General features: G+C 42.5%; 13 protein-coding genes. 10 read left to right on the top strand and 3 right to left on the bottom strand.

Translation table 11 applies throughout. The features are described from left to right. The first annotated feature begins 36 nt into the window (after positions 1-36). Together U5K72_03780 and U5K72_03775 are read left to right on the top strand one after the other, a co-directional pair. Positions 37-1,341: an amidohydrolase family protein gene (locus U5K72_03780; GenBank protein ID MDZ7717927.1), complete on the top strand. Its 1,305-nt coding sequence runs from the start codon at positions 37-39 to the stop codon at positions 1,339-1,341. A gap of 26 nt (positions 1,342-1,367) precedes the next feature. After that, entirely contained in the window at positions 1,368-2,585 is a 1,218-nt protein-coding gene (locus U5K72_03775) for an amidohydrolase family protein (protein ID MDZ7717926.1), read from the top strand. A gap of 117 nt (positions 2,586-2,702) precedes the next feature. Here the strand turns inward: U5K72_03775 and U5K72_03770 are convergent, their stop codons facing one another. Then, positions 2,703-3,797: a Gfo/Idh/MocA family oxidoreductase gene (locus U5K72_03770; GenBank protein MDZ7717925.1), complete on the bottom strand. Its 1,095-nt coding sequence runs from the start codon at positions 3,795-3,797 to the stop codon at positions 2,703-2,705. 324 nt (positions 3,798-4,121) lie between these two features. Between U5K72_03770 and U5K72_03765 the strand changes: the two genes are divergently transcribed. After that, complete coding sequence (locus U5K72_03765; GenBank protein ID MDZ7717924.1) at positions 4,122-4,838, top strand: fibrobacter succinogenes major paralogous domain-containing protein; 717 nt, start codon at positions 4,122-4,124, stop codon at positions 4,836-4,838. A gap of 26 nt (positions 4,839-4,864) precedes the next feature. Here U5K72_03765 and U5K72_03760 read toward each other — a convergent pair whose 3' ends face one another. After that, positions 4,865-5,389: a hypothetical protein gene (locus U5K72_03760; protein ID MDZ7717923.1), complete on the bottom strand. Its 525-nt coding sequence runs from the start codon at positions 5,387-5,389 to the stop codon at positions 4,865-4,867. Between the two features lie 581 nt (positions 5,390-5,970). On the opposite strand from U5K72_03760, the gene U5K72_03755 reads away from it, so the two are divergent. The 5 genes from U5K72_03755 to U5K72_03735 all read left to right on the top strand — a co-directional run bounded on the left by U5K72_03755 (position 5,971) and on the right by U5K72_03735 (position 13,307). Then, entirely contained in the window at positions 5,971-6,516 is a 546-nt protein-coding gene (locus U5K72_03755) for an outer membrane beta-barrel protein (GenBank protein MDZ7717922.1), read from the top strand. A gap of 369 nt (positions 6,517-6,885) precedes the next feature. Beyond that, positions 6,886-9,714, top strand: a complete 2,829-nt coding sequence (gene uvrA, locus U5K72_03750; protein ID MDZ7717921.1) for an excinuclease ABC subunit UvrA — start codon at positions 6,886-6,888, stop codon at positions 9,712-9,714. A gap of 74 nt (positions 9,715-9,788) precedes the next feature. Further along, complete coding sequence (locus tag U5K72_03745; protein MDZ7717920.1) at positions 9,789-10,913, top strand: outer membrane beta-barrel protein; 1,125 nt, start codon at positions 9,789-9,791, stop codon at positions 10,911-10,913. A gap of 118 nt (positions 10,914-11,031) precedes the next feature. Further along, positions 11,032-12,561 (top strand): hypothetical protein, encoded by a 1,530-nt coding sequence (locus U5K72_03740; protein ID MDZ7717919.1) that lies wholly within the window; start codon positions 11,032-11,034, stop codon positions 12,559-12,561. Further along, a complete protein-coding gene (locus tag U5K72_03735; protein ID MDZ7717918.1) occupies positions 12,546-13,307 on the top strand; it encodes an ABC transporter ATP-binding protein in 762 nt (253 codons plus the stop codon). The genes U5K72_03740 and U5K72_03735 overlap by 16 nt, the downstream gene beginning before the upstream one ends. Here U5K72_03735 and U5K72_03730 read toward each other — a convergent pair. Next, the gene (locus U5K72_03730; GenBank protein ID MDZ7717917.1) at positions 13,294-14,508 is read right to left on the bottom strand and encodes an MFS transporter; all 1,215 of its coding nucleotides are present in this window, start codon (positions 14,506-14,508) and stop codon (positions 13,294-13,296) included. The genes U5K72_03735 and U5K72_03730 overlap by 14 nt on opposite strands. Before the next feature lie 220 nt (positions 14,509-14,728). On the opposite strand from U5K72_03730, the gene U5K72_03725 reads away from it, so the two are divergent. After that, a complete protein-coding gene (locus tag U5K72_03725; GenBank protein MDZ7717916.1) occupies positions 14,729-15,484 on the top strand; it encodes a GNAT family N-acyltransferase in 756 nt (251 codons plus the stop codon). Positions 15,485-15,739: 255 nt separating this feature from the next. Continuing rightward, entirely contained in the window at positions 15,740-16,516 is a 777-nt protein-coding gene (locus tag U5K72_03720; GenBank protein MDZ7717915.1) for a lysophospholipid acyltransferase family protein, read from the top strand. The last annotated feature ends 419 nt before the right edge of the window (positions 16,517-16,935 follow it).

Genomic DNA, 16,935 nt, shown 5'->3' with positions numbered 1-16,935 from the left:
TATTCCTAATCTCAAACAACAAAAAGCAATGTAAGTATGAAGGTAACCAAACATCTGACACTCGCGCTGATGATGGTTCTTATGGGCAGTCTTGCGGCATTCAGCCAATCCACGCCGCAGGTATTTACGGGAGCTAATATCATCCCAATCTCCGGCGAGCCGATCAACAATGGAGTTCTCATCGTTCAGGATGGTGAAATTGTAGCCGTGGGCGATTCCGATACAGATATTCCAAGTAACGCTGACGTACACGACGTTTCCGGCAAAGTACTGATGCCGGGACTCGTGGATACACATTCCCACGTAGGTGAGGGCGACGGTGGGGACTATTCATCGGCTCTGCATCCCGATGTTCGAATTATGGACACCATCGACCCGAGAAGTAAACAGTTCCGAAAAGTAGTTTCAGGCGGAATAACCAGTGTAAATATCATGCCCGGTTCCGGACTGCTGATGAGCGGACAAACCGTGTATCTGAAACCCAAACCGGCCGATACCATCGAGGAGATGTTGATTGTAGTGGATGAAGAAACCGGAATTTACGGCGGACTAAAAATGGCAAACGGAACCAATCCGCTTCGGGAGAATGGCTCACCCGGAACGAGAGCAAAATCTGCCGCAATGGTTCGCGAGTTGTTTATAAAAGCGCAGGAATATCAGCAAAAAATTGAGGATGCAGACGGCAATCCCGATGAAATGCCGGCGCGAGATCTTCAGATGGAAACCCTGGTGGAAGTGCTTGAAGGAAAACGGATAGTCCACAATCATACCCACCGTCATGATGATATTCTTACAGCCATTCGTCTGGCCGAAGAGTTTGGTTACCGGTTGGTTCTTCAACATGTAAGTGAGGCGCATAAAGTGGCTGATGAGATTGCTGAATCAGGTGCCCATGCATCGATCATTGCAATCGATTCGCCCGGCGGAAAACTTGAGGCTATCAACATGATTAATATCAATGGGAAAGTACTTGAAGATGCCGGAGCGAACGTGGCATTTCATACGGATGATCCTATAGTGGATTCCAGGTTTCTGCTGCGATCCGCAGCACTTGGCGTCCGAAATGGAATGAGCCGCGAAGGCGCACTGGAAGCTCTTACGATTGCCGGCGCTCGTATGATGGATATCGAAGATCGAGTGGGTTCACTTGAAGAGGGCAAAGATGCTGATTTTATAATTCTTTCCGGCGATCCCTTCAGCGTTTATACTCATGTAGAACAGACCTGGATTGAGGGTGAAAAAGTGTATGACCGCAGCAATCCCGAGGATCGAGAATATGCAACCGGCGGCTATGAGATTTTTCGAACCACCAATATGCACATTCACGGGGAGGGGCATTAATTATGAAATTTTTTGAAAACAATGTTATGAAGTTTAGAAGTGCTTTAACCGGGTTGCTTGTACTCATTCTGATTGCTGCATCCGGGATTTTTGCCACATCTGTTGCGCAGATTGCCGTGAAAGGCGAGACCGTTTATACGGTCAGTGGTGATGCGATTCAGGATGGCGTTGTATTGGTAAATAATGGTGTAATTGAAGAAGTAGGCAGCGCTGATGATGTAGATATCCCAAACGGCTATGAAGTTCATGAAGCCAAAGTAGTGACGCCCGGTTTGATTGATGCCAGAACTGTTGTGGGTTTGGCGGGATACTATAACCAGGATCACGACCAGGATCAGCTTGAAACATCCAATGCTGTTCAACCGGAATTGCGGGCTATCGATTCGTATAACGCCCGTGAATTTTTGGTGAACTATTTGATGGAAGAGGGCATCACGACAATCCATACCGGGCACGCACCGGGAGCGGTGATCAGTGGACAGACGATGATCGCCAAAACATCCGGCAGGACCGTTGAAGAGTCACTGGTTGATTCATCAACAACATTGGCGGTAACGTTTGGCCCGAGTATCGACAACAACTTTGATTCGCCCGGTACACGTGCGAAGGCGGTTGCTGTTCTTCGTCAGGATTTGATTAAAGCAGAGGAATATGCTGAGAAGAGAGCTGCCGGAGAAGATCAATCCAGAGATCTGAAACTGGAAGCATTGGCCGATCTGCTGGATGGGAAAATCAGAGCGTTAGTGTCAGCTCATACAGCCCACGATATTATGACAGCTCTACGAATCCAGCGTGAGTTTGATTTCCCGATGATCCTCGAAGGGGCTTCTGAGGCGTATTTGGTTTTAGATGAAATCAAAGAAGCGGATATTCCGGTGGTTATTCATCCGCTCATGATCCGTCCGTTTGGCGAGAGTAAAAATGCTGATATGGAAACGCCTGCCAAACTGAAAGAAGCGGGAATTCCTTTTGCATTCCAAAGCGGCTATGAAAGTTATGTTCCCAAAACACGAGTTGTTCGATTTGAAGCTGCTATTGCTGCAGCTAACGAACTCGGCTTTGATGGAGCTCTTCATGCACTCACGCTCGGTGCCGCAGAAATTCTTGAAATCGAGAATCGCGTCGGATCACTTGAAGAGGGAAAAGATGCCGATATTGTTCTTTACGATGGCGATCCGTTTGAATATGTCACTCATATTGAAGGAGTGATTATCAACGGAGAAATGGTGTATAAGGGTGAGTAACTTGATCTTAAAGAGACATGGTATTTTTTCTTGTTAACAGAAAGCTTTGAAATTTCCCAAAATTTGATATTGAGACAACGCGTTAAATTGGCAAGAAAAATACCATGTCTTTATTCATTACAACTTTATCCACTGCCCGTCTAACCGGGAGGAATCCATAATGGCTCTTAAAATTCGGATATCTCGTAATCCCTCTTCGCCGGGAGCAATGGGTGCTGTGCCATTTTTTATGGCAAGAGCATCATCATCCATCTGGCGGGCTTGTTGATGCCCTCCAGCGGGTGGCAACACAGTTCCGTCACTTGTTGCTCCTCTCACACCACTGTATGATAGAAACGGTCGAAGCCTGTACCAGCCATCAGAACAGTCGATATCAAGATAGTTGCTGCCCTCACCAAAACTGGAGCTGCCCTTCATGATTAAGCCACCGGGGAATTCAAGTTCAAAGTCGGTGTATTCATCGCAATCGCTGTATATATCTTCCCGAACAGACCACTGTTTTCCACGTACAGCAACGGGTTCCATTCCGGATGCATAACGAGCGGCATTCATTGGGTAAACGCCCATATCATAAAGAGAGCCGCCGCCCATCTCTTTGACGGCACGCCAGTTATCTGGTTCGTGGTTGGCACGAAATCCACCACTGGAGCGAATTGCTGTAATTTCTCCGTACGTTTGCTCTTCTCCATACCGGATGATGGTTTGTGTATTCGGCTCATGCTGCATTCGGTATCCAATAGCAAGTTGCACACCATTCTTTTCGGCTGCATCAATCATCGCCTGGCACTCTTCAACATTCATCGCCATCGGTTTTTCACACCATACATGCTTCCCGGCATTTGCGCCAATGATGGAATATTCTGCATGCATATTATTTGGCAGTACGATATAAACAATATCAATATCATCGTTATTGGCTATTTCATGCATGTTTTCATAATTGTACACATTCGCATCAGGGATACTATACTTTTCCTGCCAAACGGGGATTTTTTCGGGTGAACCGGTTACAATTCCTCGAAGTTCGCAGTGTTCTGTTTGCTGAAGACCGGGTGCCAGCAAATTTGTACTGTAGTAGCCAAGACCTACAAGAGCCACTCCAAGTTTTTCGTTGTTTTGAGAGAGAAGAATAGATGGAAATCCAATGGCTGAAACTGCAACAGCGGATCCGGCCCGTACAAGAAAGTCTTTGCGTGAGATAGTGTTGGTCATGGTAATATTTGTGTGTTTGTTTTTGGTCTGAATCAATATGCAAAATCGAAGGGAATTTTTTAAAATTTTTTGGAGACGGGAGACGACGTGTCTGAGCGAATCGAACGGAGTGAGAGTAGCGCGGCTATCCCCAAATAAAATTTCGGTGATGAACTATCTTATGCAAAATTTAAGACTCGCGATTCAGGGAATAGAAAATTGACAGCTCAATATTTTAGATTGATTTATAATCATTTTGTAGCGAAATTAAATAAAGATTCTCAAGAGATATTTGTTTTTTCATCTCCTTCATCATAACAAAAAAACAATAGATGGAGGCAAAAAATGAAACGGTTAAAAGTATTCGCGGGGACAGCAATTCTCACCGGAGTGATATTCCTGCTCATATCTTGCAGTGATAATAATCCGGTTGATTCAGAAGAGGAGCAGGAGATAACATCCATTACAGATATTGATGGCAACATGTATGAAGTTATTAAAATTGGCGACCAGTATTGGACGGCAAGTAATTTGATGACAACAAAATTTAGAAATGGAGATGAAATTGCCCAGGCACTGAATAAAAATAGTTGGGAGGATAATAACACTTCAAGATGGGCTTATTACAATTATAATTTTGAGATGAAATCTCCTAATGGGTATTACTATAATTGGCACACAGTGGCAAACTCAAAAGGCTTATGTCCTCAGGGATCCAGGGTTCCTGACTACGACGATTGGAAAAAGCTTTATGATTTTACCAAAGGAGAAGCAGATCTTCTCAAATCAAGAAATGGCTGGGTTGATAATATGAATGGAACGGATGATTTTGGCTTCAATGGTTATCCGGGTGGTTATAAACAAGCTGTAAAAGATGGCGGGGAATTTGGATATATGGGACGATTAGCCGACTGGTGGTCTTCTTCTGAAGATAACAGGGCAGAGTCCACCGCTCTGCCGGAAAAGGTGGGAATTGGATTCAGATTCTATGCAGATGGTTCAATGGCGTACATGTTTACTCTGAAGGATACGGGAAGACCAGTTCGATGTATATTAGAATGATGCTCGAAGTGGATGCCAAACAATAATTATTCTTCCTCAACAGTTTCCACAGGTACTTTGCTTGGATAATTTACTCGAGTTATGGGAACTTCATACGGTTCCCAGATACCGAACGACAAAAACGGAGCAAGAGACTTCCAAAGCTTCATAATTTCGCTGTCTTCCTTAAACGTGGCGCGGATAATAGCCAGGAGATCTTCATTGATTTTTCTCTCCCATTCCTCTCCGTATCGTTGATAACCCTCTTCTCCCCGCATTAAAAAATCCTCAGGCTTCTTGTATTCCAACTGCCGGTAAAACCGGTTCCTGCTTCCATAATCACGAAGTTGGTATCGGTTGATGTCTGATTCCAGCAGATCCATCTGGTAAGGAGTTTCACTTTTATCGGGGGTATTTTCACGGAGTTCCTGCTCCTGTAGTTCTTGTTGTTCAGTGCGGGTAGTGTCTTCGGTTTGTGCGTATGTTTTGGCAACTGAGAAAGCTGAAAGAAAAAAGATCAACAGAAAAAATTGAAGAATACACCTGAGAGGTGAGTTGGTCCGTAATTTCATATTAGGGTGTATTCCAATACGCAAATTCTGATTGTGGAATTAAAAAGGGGATTTTAACTGAGCAACAATCTATAAACTAATGAACTGTCCATTTATTTTAAGCGGGTCTGCCGGGAATTACAATAGTTTATTTGGTTGAAGAAATATAAGCAGCCTTCAAGAGCTTGAATGACGTGAAGTCCTTGCAGAATTGTGATTAGAAGGCACGGGAAAAGAAGTGAATCTTTTGTGGAATTTTAATAGACATGGCGAAGAATAGAATAATTACCAAAACTACTCCTGTTTATTGATGTTTTAGCTCACAATGAGAGTTCATATACGATGATTACTGTAATCAGCATAGGAGATCGAGAATTAATTGAAGTGAAGAAAAAAACTTCCTTACAATAATATCAAATATTGAAATTCATAAGTATATAATAATCAACTATTAACAAATGATAATTAGCTTTGATAAATTTATTAAAAAAGTTCTCCATTATTATGAATAGTGAGTTTAAAAATGTGTTATGTTGGGGAACTTTTTTATTGTCATAAGTCTTTATCTGCTACTCTTACTAATATTTCAATTAATTATAGTCATGAAAAAATTCATCTACATTTTTGGAGCTCTTCTACTTTTTATTCCATTCCATGAAACCGCTAACGCACAATGGTCTGTAGGTGTATCGTACGAATATAGAAATGAAGATCCCAATAGCGGATTTGGACTCAGAGCTGAAAAAAGTATCCTTGAGGATCTGCCATTATTGGATCTGAGTCTCAGAGGACATTTCAGTTATTTTAATGAAACCACACAGATCGGCAGGGAAGGAATCAATTTCAGTAGCGATCTTAATGTTTATGACTTTGGATTTGCTGCTTTAGCCGGTTTTTCTATAGAATTGGTTTCTCCTTATGTGGGTGTGGGTATTGGTAATGAACGATTTAAACTCAGTACAGATGTCCAAGATTTAAGTTTTAAAGAGAGAAACTTTTACTGGAATGGCTTTATCGGTGCGAATGTGGAAATTTTGCCTTACCTGAAACCTTTTTTTGAATTTCGAGCCGGTAAACTTACCAGTACAGACGAAGTGGAAACAGACAATATTAATCGTATCGCAATCGGAGTGAACGTTTATTTTTGATTCAAATAAAATAGCCCATGCAGGCTGTAAAAACCTCTGACTACAGCCTGCAAACTATACCTATCTTTAAGGTCAACCGCCGTTATGATATGGTAGAGTGCTGTATTCAGAAATTCATCTATTTATCAATCTGGATAATTTAAAAATCTGGACCTTTTTGCCAGAGTTGTAAAGTGTGGTTCACGATTGGGTGCGTTTGAAACCAAAAATCCAAACTCTGGCAATAACTAACTCCATTTGCACTGCCAGGTTCTCCATCTGTAGAACGCAATACTTCAGTATCCTGTTCTTTTAGATCGACAGAGAGGAAAAAAGACGATTTTCGTTCTCATTTTTTGTATTTTTAAAGTTTTGAATTGAACCCGACTGATGCCCAAAACTGACTCTTCTAAACAGAAAAATATCTCAAAAAACAGTTCCTCAGCTACCGACCGGCCCATCGTTGTAAAAGGTGCCCGGGTGCACAATCTCAAAAATATTGATATTGAGATTCCCCGGAATAAACTTACGGTAATCACCGGTGTATCCGGTTCGGGAAAATCGAGCCTGGCATTTGACACAATCTATGCTGAAGGCCAGCGCCGGTATGTAGAGAGTCTTTCCAGCTATGCCCGCCAGTTTTTAGAGCGAATGGATAAACCGGATGTAGATTTTATGCAGGGAATTTCACCTGCGATGGCTATTCAGCAGAAAACGACCAGCAGCAATCCGCGTTCAACGGTTGGAACCACTACAGAAATTTATGATTATGTTCGCCTGCTTTTTGCAAGAGTAGGAAAAACAATCTCGCCTGTTTCCGGGAAAGAGGTATTCAAAGACACGCCTGACACTATTATAAAGGAACTATTTGAAGAACTGGAGGAAAAAACAAAGTTCTATGTTCTCTTTCCGTTTGAGCTGAGAGAGGGACGTAAACCGGAGGAGCAGTTTACTGTATTGAAAGAAAAGGGGCTGACAAGAATTCTTCAGATTGAAGATGAAACGTTGATCGATCTGACGCGAGATGATTATGATCCGGAAAAAATCAAACCGGATACACACCGGGTGTTAGTGGACCGTCTTGCCATCAAAAAAGATAATGATACCCGAAGCCGTATTGTTGAATCAATTGAAACAGCTTTTCGCGAAGGTAATGACCGCTGCTCCATCAAAGTTAGAAAGGGAAAGGAGTACAAGTACAGTGAACGGTTTGAGAGAGACGGAATGGAGTTCCTGGAACCATCTCCACAGATGTTCTCATTCAACAATCCATTTGGGGCATGCGATGAGTGCGAAGGGTTTGGAAAAGTATCCGGCATTGATGAAGATCTTGTTATTCCCGATCCCGATAAAACCATTCGGGGCGGTGCTGTGGCTCCGTTTGATTCGCAAAAGTTTAGTACTTATTTGAAAGATTTTATAAAAGTAGCAGCCCGGGAAAAAATCCCGATTGATACTCCCTATAAAGATCTGGATAAGGATGCCAAACGGATTCTCTGGCATGGTAAAGATGAGTACAGCGGTATTTATGGATTTTTTGAGGATGTAAAAAGCCAATTTTATAAAGTCCACATGCGCGTTCTTTATTCCAGGTATCGCGGGTACAGCCGATGTCCGGAATGTGAGGGTTATCGGGTTCGTAAGGATGCACTTTATGTGAAGGTAAACGGGCAGCATATCGGGCAGGTAACGGAGATGACCATCGGCCATGCACGCGAGTTTTTTGAGAATTTAGAGCTCAGTGATTTTGAAAAAGAGGTGGCAGGACAGATTTTATATGAGATTCGCAAACGCCTTAAATACCTCGATGAGGTAGGACTGGATTACCTGACACTGAACCGTCTGACAAATACCCTCAGCGGGGGTGAATCGCAACGGATCAGCTTGGCTAATTCACTGGGCAGCTCCCTCATTGGTAGTCTGTATGTTCTGGATGAGCCGACCATCGGACTTCATCCCAGGGATAACAACCGACTCATCAATATTTTAAAATCCCTGAGAGATATCGGAAATACAGTACTGGTTGTGGAGCACGATCCTGAGATGATTCAATCCGCCGATAATATTATTGATATCGGTCCATTTGCCGGTACGCATGGCGGTGAGGTGGTTTTTAGCGGTTCGTATGATGAACTTCTGGAGTCCAAAACACTGACCGGCAAATATCTCAGCGGAAAGAAAGAGATTCCAATTCCCGAAAAACGCCGAAAGGGAAATGGCAAATCACTTGTTGTTGAAGGCGCATCCGAACATAACCTGAAAAGTATTGATGTTGAGTTTCCGCTCGGGAAGCTGGTTTGTGTAACAGGTGTATCCGGTTCGGGGAAATCGACCCTGGTTCATGATACGCTATATGGATCTATCCAGAATAAACTGGGCACCTGGAAAGAGAAAATCGGACGGAATAAAGGCATCCATGGAATCAAAAATATTGAGGCTGTGGAGATGGTGGATCAGAGTCCGATTGGCCGGTCTACGCGTTCAAATGCAGCAACTTATACCAAAGCGTTCGACGGTATCCGCGATCTGTTTGCCAATACCAAGCAGTCCAAAATTATGGGATATGAACCCGGTCACTTTTCGTTTAATGTGCCGGGCGGCCGGTGTGAAGCCTGCCAGGGTGAGGGTGTACAAAAGATTGAGATGCAGTTTATGGCCGATATTGAATTGCAGTGCGAAGAGTGTGGCGGAACTCGGTACAGGAAAGATATTCTTCATGTAAAATATCGCGGCAAGAATATTCACGATGTACTTGAGATGAATATCAGCGATGCCATTGAATTTTTTGTGGATGAGCCCAGCATCGTAAACAAATTGCAGCCGATGGAAGATGTTGGCCTTGGATATCTGAATCTCGGGCAGAGCGCAACAACACTATCCGGCGGGGAGGCTCAACGCGTGAAGCTGGCAAAGTTTTTATCAAAAACGAACACGGATGAAACACTCTACTTTTTTGATGAACCGACCACCGGCCTCCATTTTGAAGATATCTCAAAGCTCCTTAAATCGTTTAACAACCTGGTTGATAATGGTCATTCGGTTATCATTATTGAGCATAACCTGGATGTAATTAAATCGGCCGACTGGATAATTGATGTTGGGCCCGAGGGAGGGTTTGGCGGCGGACAAATTGTAGCTACCGGAACGCCCGAAGAGATAGCAGCAAATAAAGAGAGCCATACAGGCAGATTTCTTAGCGAGATATTGAATGGCCCGTGATTCGGAAATAGTAGTTGAGTTTTACAGATATTCTATGTTCCATTCAGGTAGTCAATTGCCAGTCACGGAATGTTATGATTAGTCTTAAAAGATCTTTTTTTGTGGGTTTTTTCTGGGGGATTTTAGGTATCTGCTCAGTTACTGCACAATCCCAGCTCGAACGTATTTCCATTACAGAACGGGGAGATGGGAATGGATATGTTCTCCGATATCATCTATCCGAAATGGTGGATTCGTTCGATCTGATCCACCCAAACATAAACCGGGTTCAAATGCAGCTATTTTCGTCCGGTCTCAATACCGAAGACGTTCAAATGCCTGATTTGAATGAGGAGATTGTATCTGTCGATCTCACACAATTAGAGAATGGAATCGGTGTTGATATTGCAATCGCAGATGATGTTTATTTCCTCGTTCAAGCTTATGCAGATCAGAACATGCGGGATCTGCTTGTAAATCTGGAATACGCTACAAGGACGGAAATTGAAGCTGTGACCGATGAATCTGATCCTTTTGAATGGTCAACCCCCGAAGATACACCCACTGATGCTATAGCTGAGGAGCAACCGGAAAGCACGGATGAATTACAGCGCGAAATTGATGACGAGGAACCAGGAGAGACCGTTGTCCAGCGAGAGCCCATTTCAGTAAAAATTGGAATTACGGGTGGAATTGGGATCGCAAATAAACTGGGCGGGGACTATACGGCTGAATCGCGACAAGATTTTTTGATGGGAATATCAGCCGGAATAACACTTCCTTTTGTTCTGCCATACTCTGTGAAAACAGGCATTGAAACAGGTGTCTTTTTTACGCAGAAAGGGTTTTTGAATCCAACCTCTGACAGGTTTGATGGCGAAACCGTTTTGCTTGACTATGTAGAAGTGCCGGTTTTGGCAAGATTTCATTACGACCTAACCGGCATGATAAAACCAAAAATTGTAGGTGGATTTTATACTGCCTTTCGGGCAAATGCAGAAGTTGTACAAAATGACGGGGACCGGATAGATCTGAATGATGTGACAAATGTAGTTGATTTCGGTCTTATTGCGGGAATTGGTTCAGATTTTTTGATTCAAAGCACAACTGTTTCTCTCCAGTTGAGATATAGTGTAGGAGTTCCTCCACTTTTTAAAGATAATTTTAGCGGGGATGAAAGGCCGGGGTATTTCTCTTTGATGGCAGGCTTTCGGTTTTAAAAACGTGAATTGTTCGTAGTGCCCTTCCGTTAAAATGTCAATTTCGTGTAAATTATAAAGGCCTGATATCAGAAATCAGCGGTTCAAAGAAAGTGATTAAATCAGAGTACACAATTTAATGTTAAAGTTATTTTCCAGTCTTAATCTGAAGTTGTGGTGGCGCTCCCTGCAGGGCATAGAGGTGGCGGCGATTCTGTTTTATTCTGTTTTTATAATTATAGCAACCGGTCAGTTTTTTGGGGTAATTCTTGTTCTTCTCTTCACATCCGATATTGAGCAATTCCAAAGCATCTATCCCTGGCTTACAGAGGAGGTTCACCTGTTTGCAAATCTGCTGTTTGTAAATGCGTTTTGGTTTACGCAGGTTTTCTTTACAAAAATTAGTCGGCTGCGTATCAACGAAAATCGAAAGCTGCTTTCGTTTGGAATGCCTGTTAAAAAATTAACTCATTACCTGAACCTGGCCGGTTTTATGCATCCTCTGAATCTCATTTTCCAGGTTTTTTGGTTGATCTATTTGGGATTCATGGCACAGACAGCTATTCAATATTTTATTGTTTTCTTGCTGATTTTGGTAAACTATGGATTGATTACATCTATTAAATGGAGGTTCAGAAAGTTTTCGGCTGACCGATTCAAATATGTAAGCGGAACAACCTTAATCCTGGTGATTTTTGTCCTTCTGCTTGCCTCCAGTGTCGATTATCAGCCTTATTTAAGTTCTCCGCAAGTGGCTGCTCAGACATTAACAGATTGGCTCTATTTTCTGCCGGGGTATATATTTTTCTATATCGGTTCGTCACTAACCGGCATTATTGAACAAACGGCAGTCCTTGTTTTTTTACTAATACTTGCTGTTTTACTAAACAGAGACATTCATATTAAAACAAAGAATTCTCTTCTCTCTCCGCCAAGATCGAGCTCGGGTACTGAAAACGGCAGTAGTTCATCGCGATTTATGAAATGGCTGGGCAGAGAGGGAGGTAAATATTTCTACACTGTTTGGAATCACCGATACAGTAAACTTCAACTTTTAATTACTTATGTGTTTGTTGTTCCGTATGTGGTTTTATTGGGGAATACCACCTACATCATCGGTGTACTCTTAACTCTTATTCCAATAATCTATCTGATGGTATTATTGACGAACATGTTTGGTTTTGAAAACCGGGAGCTGCTGCTTTCACTTCAAATGCCCATTAAAAAGAAAACGATTGTAACCCAGCGGATTATGGCAGCTATTTTGGTAAGCCTTGCGGGATCGAGTATCGTGTTTATCCTGGTGCCAATTTTTATTGAATCAGTACCTGCTATGATACAGGTACATCTGGGTATTCTTACAATCTGCCTGGTGTTTCTGCATTATATTATGACGAGTTGCATCGAAAATTATAAGAAGATCGAAGAAGTCAGTGTCATGTCGGTATCCAACCCGGTGTTACCCATTTCTATGTCGTTCAGTGCTATGTTTATCGTAATGATATTAGGCCTTTTTACATTTTTTGTTTTTGAAGAATACATATGGTTTCATATTCTGGCACTGATCTGTGTAGATTTAATTCTCGGAATTACACTTATTCGAAAAATCAACTCCATGGCCCAACCGTTTCAAGCCAAAGTAATACCGAAATTATGGAACGAGCTTTAATTATAGAGAATCTTACGAAAGCGTACGATAAAGAACCGGTTCTGAAAGAATTGAATCTTGAGGTGCCAACCGGGAATATATTTGGCTTGATTGGCCCGAATGGCGCCGGGAAAAGTACACTGATCGGGATTTTAACGGGGTTACTTCATTACGACAGCGGATCAATTCAAATAGGCAACCTGCCGTATTCCGATCAGAATGAAGTGGAGATTAAAAAGAAAGTTGCTTCCGTTTTGCAGCCGCCGCTGCTGTTTGAAAATTTTACCTCTTACGAGTTCATCACCTATGTTTGCGACATGTATAACGTTTCCACGCACGATCTGGATGAAAGAATCAGTTCCCTGATGGAGTATTTTGAGATTGATGAGTTCACGCAGGTAAAAACGAAACAGCTTTCCTCAGGCAGCCGGAAAAAACTGGCATTTTGTGCCGCTATTCTTACGGAACCTAAGCTGCTCTTTTTGGATGAACCGTTCGAAAGTGTGGATGTAATATCGATCGGGCGGATGAAGAATGTCATCAGGAGGCTCAAGAATAAGGGAACCACAATTTTTATCACCAGCCACATCCTGGAAGTAGTAGAAAATTTATGTGATGATATCGCTATTCTTCATAAAGGAAAAATTCTGGCCTACCTTGATTCCGAGAGCCGCCGGGAGCTGGAAAAAGACTCAAATCTCAGTGAAATATTCGAGCAGTATGTGGAAAGCGGGGTTCAGAACGAAGATCGCCTCAACTGGCTATAGTAGCTTCTGCATCGGCGGAAGGAATATCGCCATGCAGTGTTGCAAAACTTGTAATTATAAAAAGTACTCCTGTCACAGCCGCAAAATAAAAAGTACCCTCCAGGCTTACATAGAGATAAACCAGCCCGAGAATATAGGGGCCAATCGCTTGACCCAGTCTCATTACCATCCAGTTTGCGGAGAGAAAGGCAGCACGAAACTCTTTTGGGGCATAGCCAGTGAGAAGATTCATGATGCTTGGAATATTCATGCCCTGGGCAACACCAAAAAGTGAAATTGGTATGGCAAAAAGCCAAATATTTTCGACAAATGGAATCATCAAAAAAATTAGAGTGTAGAGTATTGCGGCTGCTTTAATAAGCGTTTGTTCATTGAATCGTTCGGTAAGTTTTCCAAGTTGTGCTGAAGTGATGGCTGTGACCAGCGATGACCCGGAAAGAATGGCGCCGATGGCAAACGAGTTTTTGGAAAATTTTTCATCAAGCAAAATAGTAAAATAGGTAATATAGCCGCCATACAGCATAATGAAGGTAAAAAACATGCACAGAAACAGAGCCAGCACAGTTTTTGAGAAAAGGGCCGACTTTACCTCCTTCAGGTAAAATTTAATTTCAAGTCCGTTCTGATTTGTATCCTGCCGGAGAAAAAAGAGGGCAAACAGGCCGACCGGAATGGCAAGCAGGCTCAGGTAAAAGGGGTATGACCAACCAATAATAGCCAATGCACCACCAATTGCGGGATAGAGAGCTGTTCCAATGCTCAGCACACTTCCATTATAGCCCATAACGGTTGCACGTTCGTTACCAAGATACAGATCGCCAATAAGAGTTAAATTGAGAACGCCGAGAGCTGCGCTTCCAATGCCCTGGAAAACTCTGAACATAAGGAGTTGTTGGAAACTGTCTGCCAGGGCACAGGCAGTACCGGCAATTCCAAACAGAAACAGGGAAGGCACAAGAATTACTTTGCGGTTGAATCGATCAGCCAGGATGCCAAAAATGGGTGTAAAGATTATTCCCGGCAGCGTAAAAAAGGTAATCAAAAGACCAATCTGGTTCGTTGAAACGTCCAGCGACCGACCGATAGATGGAAACGCGGGTGCAATACTCGATACCCCCATCACCGAGGTAAGGGTTACCCCAAAAATGATGTAGAGATTGATATCTTTAAGGAGCGAGTTTTCTGAGATCTGTAGCTTCAAAAATATAGTTTAAACCAAATATTTTGTGATTCGGCATCTGCAAAGGAAACAATATAAAGCCCTTTTTGATAAATTTTATAAATTGATTTCTTTAGAACATTTAATCTCTCTCTTGGATCAAAAAGTTCTTATTTTGATAATTGTTTGCCGGATTCATAAATATCGGTAAAATTGTTAAAATAACTTTGGTGCATTATCAATTAAATAATGGATTTACATTTTGTTAGTTAAGGATCACGTAATCTCAGATGTTGCCAGTCGTAGATATACAATTAAATTTGCCAAAACAGAGGAAGAGGTAAAAGCGGCGCAACGTCTTCGTTACAAAATTTTTAAAGAAGAGCTGGATCGAAATTTTGTATTTGAAAATGGAATTGACAGAGATAAATACGATGATCAGGCTCATCATTTGATTGTTGTTCACAATGAATCGGACACTATTATAGGTACCTATCGGTTGCAGAGTTACGAGCAGGCACAATTTGGAAAGGGATTTACGACCAATGCTCGTTTCCAGCTGAAGGCTCTTCCCGATAAGGTGTTGAAAAACGCCGTTGAGGTGGGGCGTGCCTGCATTAGTGAGGAGCATCGCAGCGGGCGGGTACTGTTTCTGCTTTGGAAGGGACTGGCGGGCTACCTCGAACATTTTAATAAACGATATCTCTTTGGATATGCGGCTCTTCAGTCGAAAAAACCGCATGTTGCACTTCAAACATTGGAATACCTGGAAAAGGAGAATATTCTTCATCCCGAATATCATATAGAACCCCGCGATGGGTACAAACTTGAATGGGATGATGAGATGCCAAGAACGGATGAGATTGATATTCCCCCGCTCTTTCAAAACTATATTGATGTAGGATGCACAGTTTGTGGCGGCCCTTCGTACGACCGGGATCTCAACCTGTTGCACTTTGTTATTCTTCTTGATGTAGAAGCAATATCCGATCAAACCCGGAAAATGTTTTTTGGATAAAGCTTTCTTCGCCTTTCTGTTTTTAAAAAAAGTCTAATAAATTTGAGTTCGACATAAATCTCAAAAATTGGCAATTATAAAGTCCCATCCTTTTCAAGGAGGGGATTTAGGGGTGGTTGAAAAAGAACCGAACCAATATTAAACTTTCAGATTCGAATAATGAACGTTTAACCACCCCTGGCCCCTCCTTACGAAGGAGGGGAAACTCTTTTTTTAAATTCTTATATCGAACTCAAATTTACTAAACAATCTTTAATGAGAAATTTTCGGGCAAGTGTTAAGGTATTTCTGTTGGTCTTTTTTACGCTGGTATCATATGCCGGATATTTTTCTATCTACCTGTTATTGCGGTTGTTTGGTCAATCTTACGAAGCCTGGAGAAATATCTATACGGGTTTTTGGGGGAGAACGGTAGCCCGAATTTTGAATATCAAATTTCAGGTCAGCGGTACCCCGCCGGTTGCTCCGTTTATGCTCGTCTCCAATCATCTGAGCTATATTGATATTGTACCGATGTTCATCAATATGAATTGTACATTTGTGGCCAAAAAAGCAGTGGAATCATGGCCGGTTTTAGGGCCAATGGTAAAATATACCGGGGTTATTTTTGTAGATCGTTCAACGAAGAGAGATGTGACCCGTGTAAATGAACTGCTGTCGAAAAGTTTGAGCAAAGATCAGGGGATTGTGCTATTTCCGGAAGGAACAACAACAGGTGGCGATCGTGTACTGCCATTTCGTTCTTCGTTGTTAGACTATCCGGCTTCCGTATCGATGCCGGTCTGCTTTTCTGCGCTTCAATATCGTACATCGAAAGATGATCCTCCTGCAGATGAGAGCGTTTGTTTTTACGGGGCACGTGATCCATTTCATAAGCATGTTTTTAAACTTGCAGGAAACAGAAAAATTGAATGCAGGATAGTTTACAGTCAGGAGACGGTTCAGGCTTCGGACCGAAAAGAGTTGGCTGAGAAACTACATCAAAAGGTTGAAGCCGCCGCAAGTACTCTGCGGAAGGAGATTCAGAAATGAGTATATTAGCCGTCAGACCGCTCAAAGCGGGTGTCTGTTTAGCGTCCTGGCAGAGTGCGATAGCTCCTGCCAGAGTCGCGTGGGACAGTTTTCGAAGGGGATGTCCTTATCCCACAACTCTGACAGGAACCGAAAAGCACGGTGCTCTGTCAGGTTGTTTGACTCAAACCGCTAAACATGTACCAAAGCGGTCAGACGGCTATCAAGCTCCAGCTTCGGAACGTTTGGGGAAGCTTCAGCTCGAGGCTGTCCAAAAAGGATGTCATTCTGAACTCGATTCAGAATCTCCAATCTTTAACTATGTTTGGAGATACCGGATCGGGGTCCGGTATGACAAAAATCAAAAATTTATTTCCCTCACATTCTTTTTGGACAGCCTCTTTGAAAGAACAGTTCAAAGAATGGAAGTAAGAGTTTCC

The sequence above is a fragment of the Balneolaceae bacterium genome (assembly GCA_034521495.1).
GTDB lineage: Bacteria > Bacteroidota > Rhodothermia > Balneolales > Balneolaceae > Rhodohalobacter.
This window is presented reverse-complemented; position numbering and strand designations above follow the sequence as displayed.

Coding starts and splice junctions, on each gene's coding strand:
- U5K72_03720 (MDZ7717915.1), top strand. CDS start 15,740: ATGAGAAATTTTCGGGCAAGTGTTAAGGTATTTCTGTTGGTCTTTTTT.
- U5K72_03745 (MDZ7717920.1), top strand. CDS start 9,789: ATGATTAGTCTTAAAAGATCTTTTTTTGTGGGTTTTTTCTGGGGGATT.
- U5K72_03735 (MDZ7717918.1), top strand. CDS start 12,546: ATGGAACGAGCTTTAATTATAGAGAATCTTACGAAAGCGTACGATAAA.
- U5K72_03740 (MDZ7717919.1), top strand. CDS start 11,032: ATGTTAAAGTTATTTTCCAGTCTTAATCTGAAGTTGTGGTGGCGCTCC.
- U5K72_03770 (MDZ7717925.1), bottom strand. CDS start 3,797: ATGACCAACACTATCTCACGCAAAGACTTTCTTGTACGGGCCGGATCC.
- U5K72_03765 (MDZ7717924.1), top strand. CDS start 4,122: ATGAAACGGTTAAAAGTATTCGCGGGGACAGCAATTCTCACCGGAGTG.
- U5K72_03780 (MDZ7717927.1), top strand. CDS start 37: ATGAAGGTAACCAAACATCTGACACTCGCGCTGATGATGGTTCTTATG.
- U5K72_03755 (MDZ7717922.1), top strand. CDS start 5,971: ATGAAAAAATTCATCTACATTTTTGGAGCTCTTCTACTTTTTATTCCA.
- U5K72_03760 (MDZ7717923.1), bottom strand. CDS start 5,389: ATGAAATTACGGACCAACTCACCTCTCAGGTGTATTCTTCAATTTTTT.
- U5K72_03775 (MDZ7717926.1), top strand. CDS start 1,368: ATGAAGTTTAGAAGTGCTTTAACCGGGTTGCTTGTACTCATTCTGATT.
- uvrA (MDZ7717921.1), top strand. CDS start 6,886: ATGCCCAAAACTGACTCTTCTAAACAGAAAAATATCTCAAAAAACAGT.